The 6,215-nt window shown below is 74.8% G+C and carries 5 protein-coding genes; 3 read left to right on the top strand and 2 right to left on the bottom strand.

All coding sequences use genetic code 11. The annotated features are described in order from the left end of the window. Both ACFW1A_RS37200 and ACFW1A_RS37195 read left to right on the top strand, forming a co-directional pair. On the top strand, positions 1–183 hold a 183-nt coding region (locus ACFW1A_RS37200; protein WP_380417484.1), incomplete at its 5' end, for a hypothetical protein. Positions 184–401: 218 nt separating this feature from the next. Beyond that, positions 402–1,778, top strand: coding sequence for a glycosyltransferase (locus ACFW1A_RS37195; RefSeq protein WP_380417482.1), 1,377 nt, complete (start codon positions 402–404; stop codon positions 1,776–1,778). Between the two features lie 79 nt (positions 1,779–1,857). On the opposite strand, the gene ACFW1A_RS37190 is transcribed toward ACFW1A_RS37195, so the two are convergent. Continuing rightward, on the bottom strand, positions 1,858–3,732 hold the full coding sequence (locus ACFW1A_RS37190) for an arabinofuranosidase catalytic domain-containing protein (RefSeq protein ID WP_380417480.1): 1,875 nt from the start codon (positions 3,730–3,732) through the stop codon (positions 1,858–1,860). 252 nt (positions 3,733–3,984) lie between these two features. Here ACFW1A_RS37190 and ACFW1A_RS37185 point away from each other — a divergent pair, with 252 nt between their 5' ends. Then, the gene (locus tag ACFW1A_RS37185; RefSeq protein WP_380417478.1) at positions 3,985–5,022 is read left to right on the top strand and encodes a LacI family DNA-binding transcriptional regulator; all 1,038 of its coding nucleotides are present in this window, start codon (positions 3,985–3,987) and stop codon (positions 5,020–5,022) included. A 41-nt stretch (positions 5,023–5,063) separates the two neighbouring features. Here ACFW1A_RS37185 and ACFW1A_RS37180 read toward each other — a convergent pair whose 3' ends face one another. Then, complete coding sequence (locus ACFW1A_RS37180) at positions 5,064–6,215, bottom strand: aldose epimerase family protein (RefSeq protein WP_380417476.1); 1,152 nt, start codon at positions 6,213–6,215, stop codon at positions 5,064–5,066.

The raw sequence follows: 6,215 nt of genomic DNA, 5'->3' as shown, positions 1-6,215 counted from the left end.
CAGGTGTACGGGTCGGCAGGAAAGGGCGCCGTGGGCGCCGGAGTTGTCCTCGGTGGCGGTGAACTCGCCTACACCGGCGGCTTCGGCGTGCCCGGCATCGTCGTGACCGTGCTGGCCGTCGCCCTGCTGCTCGGCGGCGCGCTGATGATGCGGTACAGCCGCATCAGCCGCGCCCGGGGCTGACCCCACCAGGCACCGGCCCGGCCGCCCCCCGGCGACCGGGCCGGCACCGTCCGTCCGGGCCCGGCTGCACCCCGGGCCCCGCAGCCGGGCCGGCACCGTCCGTCCGGGCCCGGCTGCACCCCGGGCCCCGCAGCACCCCCGCGCACGCACCCCGCGCGGCCCGCGCACCACCGTCCCGACGGCCCGTCGTCCTCCCCCGACCCAGGAGACCCGCACCAGTGAGCCCCAGCACGCCGTCCGGACCGTTGGGCCTGCTGTCCGACCTCAGCATGGTGCTGAGCCTCCTCTTCCCGCTCTACCTGCTCGGGCTGATCCTCCCGCTGGTGCTCCGCCGCAAGCGCCGGGCCGGCCGGGCCACCGACTACCAGTGGCACCTGTTCGTCCCGTGCCGGGACGAGGAGGCCGTCATCGGCGACACCATCACCTACCTGCGCTCGTCCTGCCCGGAGGCGCACATCTGGGTGATCGACGACGACTCCGAGGACCGCACCGGCGACATCGTCCGCCTCGCGGCGATGCACGACCCGGCGGTCCACCTGGTCCAGCGCCGCCGCCCCAACGCCCGGCTCGGCAAGGGCGAGGCGCTCAACGCGGCCTACGACGTGCTCAGCTCGGCGCTGCCGCCACAGCTCGACCGCCACCGGGTCGTCGTGGGCGTCTTCGACGCGGACGGGCGGCCGGCGCCGGGCTGCCTGGACCACGTCGCGGCCCGCCGCTTCCTGGGCCGCCCGGAGATCGGCGGCGTGCAGATCGAGGTGCGGATGATGAACCGCGACGACGCCCGGCCCGCCACCGACGGCGGCGCGCTGCGCAACCTGTACAGCCGGCTGCTGATCCGGATGCAGGACCTGGAGTTCCGGGCCCCGGTCGCCGCGCTGCAGCACGCCCGCAAGGCCTCCCGCTCGGTCTGCCTGGGCGGCAACGGCCAGTTCGTCCGGCTGTCCGCGCTGGACGACCTGAACGCCGAGCGCGGCCGGCCCTGGACCGGGCGGCTGCTGGAGGACTTCGAGCTCGGCATCCACCTGATGCTGGTCGGCTGGATCAACTCCTTCTGCGCCGACACCTACGTCGAGCAGGAGGCGCTGTTCGACACCAAGCGCTTCCTCACCCAGCGCACCCGCTGGGCGCAGGGTGTCATGCAGTGCTTCGGCTACATCCCCGCCATCTGGCGCAGCAACCGGATCCCCAACACCGGCTTCCTGGAGCTGACCTTCTTCCTCAGCCAGCCCTGGCTGCAGCTGCTCGGCGCGCTGCTCTACCCGATCCCGCTGGTGGCGCTGCTGCTCTCCTACCAGCGCCACCCCGAGGCGGTCACCGACTACCTCACCGGCGGCGGCTGGCGCGGCCTGGTGCTGTACGGCGTGATGGCGGTCGGCCAGTTCGTCGTCTGGGGCCCGCTGTACCGCCGCAAGTGCGAGCCCGGCACCGGATTCTGGCGCGCGGTCGGCTGGGGCCTGGTCTACCCGGTCTACCTGATGTCGCTGTACGTGGTCTCCTGGCGCGCCGTCGGCCGGATGCTGCTCGGCCGCAACGGCTGGGCCAAGACCCGCCGCAACGCCGAGACCGCGGCCGGCCCGGTCGCCAAGGAGGCGTGACCGGCGGTCGGCGGGGGCCGTCCCGGCAGCGGGCACGGCGGTGTGGTCGCCGTGCCCGCCGACTGCGCCCGGCGGCGCGTCAGTGCAGCGCGAACTTCTGCGCCGCAGTGCCGTTGCAGGTCCAGATCTGCAGCCTGGTCCCGTTCGCCGTGTTGCCGCTCGGGTCGTCCAGGCACAGGCCCGACTGCGGGTTCAGCAGCGAACCGTCCGACTGCTGCACCCACTTCTGACCGCCCACCCCGTTGCAGTCCCACAACTCCACCGGGGTGCCGGTCGCCGTCCCGTTGCCGTTGATGTCCAGGCACCGGCCCAGCGTCGTCAGCGAGGTGTCACCGTTGTGGAACCAGTGCTGGTCGACCGAGTAGGACTGGCAGGACCAGAGGTTGACGGCGGTGCCGTTGCCGCCGTTGTCGTCGCCGAGGACGTCGACGCACTGGCCACCGGGGGCGGCCACGGGGGCGCCGCCGTTGACCGCGAACTTCTGGGCGGAGCTGCCGTTGCAGGTCCAGATCTGCAGCCTGGTCCCGTTCGCCGTGTTGCCGCTCGGGTCGTCCAGGCACAGGCCCGACTGCGGGTTCAGCAGCGAACCGTCCGACTGCTGCACCCACTTCTGACCGCCCACCCCGTTGCAGTCCCACAGCTCCACCGGGGTGCCGGTCGCCGTCCCGTTGCCGTTGATGTCCAGGCACCGGGCCAGGGTGGACAGCGAACCGTCGAGGTTGTGGGTCCAGTGCTGGTCCTCCGCGTAGGACTGGCAGTTCCACAGCTGCACCCCGGTGCCGTTCACCCCGGTGTCGTCGGCGGCGACGTCGACGCACTGGCCGCCGGGGCCGCCGATGGTGCCCTGCGGCCCGTTGGGGACGTCGGTCCGGCCCGCGTAACCGACCGAGACGACGTTCGCCTGGACGGCGTTCTCGGTGGCGTCGCTCGGGAAGCCGGCCACCATGACGCCTTCGAAGAAGGTACCCATGTTCCAGTTGCTGTTGTCGCCGCCGGTGCCCAGGATGATGCCGCCCTCCTGGTGCATCGGCTGGTATCCGCCGCGGTTGGGCAGCGCGCCGTTCCACCAGGTGCTCAGGCCGCCGGACTGCGAGTTGCCGCCCTTGAGCGCGTAGCTGGTCTGGCCGTTGTCCTTCAGCACCGCCGTCACGTAGCTGCTGCTGTTGCCCGCGTTGGCGGTGTTGGAGCCGTTGGCGCCCTGGAACATGCCGTTCTCCATGTCGGCCTCCACCCACGGGCCCGCGCCGGTGCAGGGCGCGAAGAAGCAGGTGGTGGCGATCGAGACGGCGTCCATGTGGCCGTTGCCGGTGTCCGCGGGCGTCGACTCGGCGTTGCCGTAGTCGAAGCAGCAGGCGGCGCCGACGTGGGTGCCGCTGGCCACCATGTAGGCGCCCTCGGCCTGGCCGTTGACGGCGACGCCGGAGGCCGCGCCGGTGTACCGGTACCCCACGCCGGGCGAGATCCAGACGCCGTAGACCTTGTGGCCGCCCGCGGTGACCGCGATCTCGCTCGCGTCCGCGCCGCGGTCGGCGCCCATGCCGGAGGTGCCGGCCGGGCCGGGCGTGAGGTCGTTGTGGCGGCCCGACTGGTCGTAGATCCGGGTGATCCGGCAGCTGCTGCCGGCGCAGAAGCCGTCCTGGGCGCCGGCGTTGGCGTAGCCGCCGGGCGCCAGCAGGCCGATGTCGGCGGTGGCGCCGTCTGACACCCGGGTCACCTGGTAGAGCGGGCCGTTGTAGGAGGAGAGCAGGGCGCGCACGGTGCTGTGGGCGGCGACGCAGGGGGTGCCGCCCGCGGCGTACAGGTCGCAGGGCAGCGAGCCGGCCGCGTGCCCGACGGCGGGCAGGCCGATCAGCGCCGCGACGACGAGCGCGAGCGCGGCCACGACGGACCGCAGCAGCGCGACCGGACGCCGGAGTGCGCCGGCCGCAGTGCGGGTGGTGCCTGGACTGGACATGGTGGCTCCTGGGGTGGGGTGGAGCGGGCGGGGGCGGTGCAGGAAGGGGGGTGCGGTGCACGAAGGGGGTGCGGTGCGGTTCCTGGAGCGCTCGGCCCGCCCGCGGCGGGGCCCGCGCTCCCCCGCGCCGCGGCGGGTTGCCCGCGTCCTGACGGCGGATCACGGCCGACCTTGTATTCTCACGTTGTAGTCGCGGTGCAGGCGCCGGCCCCGCTCCCTCGCGCACGGCCGGCTGGAGGAGGGGGTGCGCGCATGTCCGTGCCGACCGACGGTTCGACGGCCCCGCGGTTGAAGGACGTCGCCGAGCTGGCGCAGGTGTCCGTCAAGACCGTGTCCAACGTGGTCAACGGGACCGTGCCGGTGGCCGAGGCCACCCGGGAACGGGTCCAGCGGGCCATCGACGTACTGGGCTACCAGCCGAACCTGACGGCCCGCCGGCTGCGCACCGGCCGCAGCGGGGTGATCGCGCTGGCCTTCCCCGAGCTGCCCTCGCCGTACTTCGCGGAGCTGGCCGTGGAGGTCATCGCGGCGGCCCGGCGGGTCGGCATCACGGTCCTGATGGACGACACCGGCGGCGACCCGGCCGCCGAGCTGCGGATCGCCTCCGGCCTGGGCGACCCGATGATCGACGGGGTGATCCTCAGCCCGCTCGGCCTGGACCAGGCCACCCTGCTCTCCCGGTCCCGGGAGATCCCGCTGGTGCTGCTGGGCGAGGCGGACCTGGGCCCGGTCGCGGACCGGGTGCACATCGACAACGTCGCGGGCGCCCGCGAGGTCACCCGGCACCTGCTCGACGAGGGGTACCGGCGGATCGCGGCGATCGGCTGGCAGGACCCCGCCCCGCGCGCCACCGCCGAGCAGCGGCTGGCCGGCTACCGGCAGGCCCTGGCGGGCGCCGGCCTGACGGTCGACCAGGCCCTGCTGCCGCCGGTGCGCGCCTACTTCCGCCCGGACGGCGCCTCGGCGATGCGCCGGCTGCTCAAGCTGCCGCAGCGGCCCGACGCGGTGTTCTGCTTCAACGACCTGCTGGCGCTGGGGGCGCTGCGGGCCGCGCACGAGGCCGGGCTGCGGGTGCCGGACGACATCGCGATCGTCGGCTTCGACGACGTCGAGGAGGCCGAGTACGCGATCCCGTCGCTGACCACCGTCGCGCCGGACAAGCGGCACATCGCGGAGCTGGCGGTGCGCTGCCTGGTCGAGCGGATCGAGCACCGCTACGACGGGCCGAGCCGGCTGATCACCCCGGGGTTCCGGGTGGTGGTGCGCGAGAGCAGCACCTCCTCGCGCTGACGCGCCGTCACCGGACGGGCGGCGCGGGCGGGGCCCGCCGGTCACCGCGACCCCGCCCCGGGTCCGGGTGCCGCCGCCCGCAGGTGCGGGAAGCGGAACTCGGTGGTGCTGCGCCGCTCGGTGCCCGGGCGCACCACCGGGTCCGGGTAGTCGGGCCGGTTGGGCGCGTCGGGGAACTGCTGGGCCTCCAGGCAGATCGCGCCGTGCCGCAGGTACCGGGTGCCGTCCGGTCCGCGCAGCGACCCGTCCAGCGCGTTGCCGGTGTACACCTGCAGGCCGGGCTCGGTGGTCCACAGCTCCAGCCGCCGGCCGCTGCGCGGGTCGTGCAGGCGCGCGGCGCGCCGCAGCGGATCGCCGGCCGGCGGCGGGGCGAGGACGTAGCAGTGGTCGTAGCCGCCGGCGGCGAGCAGTTGGGGGTGGTCCGCGCCGATCCGCTCGCCGATCGGGCGCGGCCGGCGGAAGTCGAAGGGGGTGCCGGCGGTGGCGGCGGCGGGGCCGAGCGGGATGGCGGTGGTGTCCACCGGCAGGTAGGCGTCGGCGTCGACGGCGAGCAGGTGGCCGAGCACCGGGCCGCCGGCGGGGCCGGCGAGGTTGAAGTAGGCGTGGTGGGTGAGGCTCACCGGGGTGGCCCGGCGGGCGCGGGCGGTCAGCTCCAGGCGCAGCGTGCCGTGCCGGTCGAGGGTGTAGACGGCGGTGACGTCGAGGGTGCCGGGGAATCCCATGTCGCCGTGCGGGCTGCGCAGGTCCAGGCGGAGCGCGGCGGCGTCCGGGGACAGCTGCGGGGTGGCCCGCCAGCGGCGCCGGTCGAAGCCCTCGGTGCCGCCGTGCAGGGCGTGCCCGCGGTCGTTCACCGGGACCTGGTGGGGGTGGCCGTCGAGGGCGAAGCGGCCGTGCGCGATCCGGTTGGCGTAGCGGCCGATCAGGGCGCCCAGGTAGGCGGTGTCGGCGAGGTAGTCGTCGAGGGTGTCCAGGCCCAGCACCACGGTGTCGGGCCGGCCGGCCGCGTCGGGGACGTCCAGCCGGTGCAGGATGCCGCCGTAGTCGAGGACCTCGGCGCGCACCCCGGTGCCGGAGTCGAGCGTCCAGCGGGTGACGGGGGCGCCGCCGGGCAGGGTGCCGTAGGCGGCCCGGGTCACGGCGGGCGGCGGCCCGGCGGCCCGCACCGCCCGGGCCCGGGGCGGCGGGGCCTGCAC

Source organism: Kitasatospora sp. NPDC058965 (assembly GCF_042741245.1).
GTDB lineage: Bacteria > Actinomycetota > Actinomycetes > Streptomycetales > Streptomycetaceae > Kitasatospora.
Note: the sequence above shows the minus strand (reverse complement) of the source record. Positions and strands in the feature narration are given on the sequence as shown.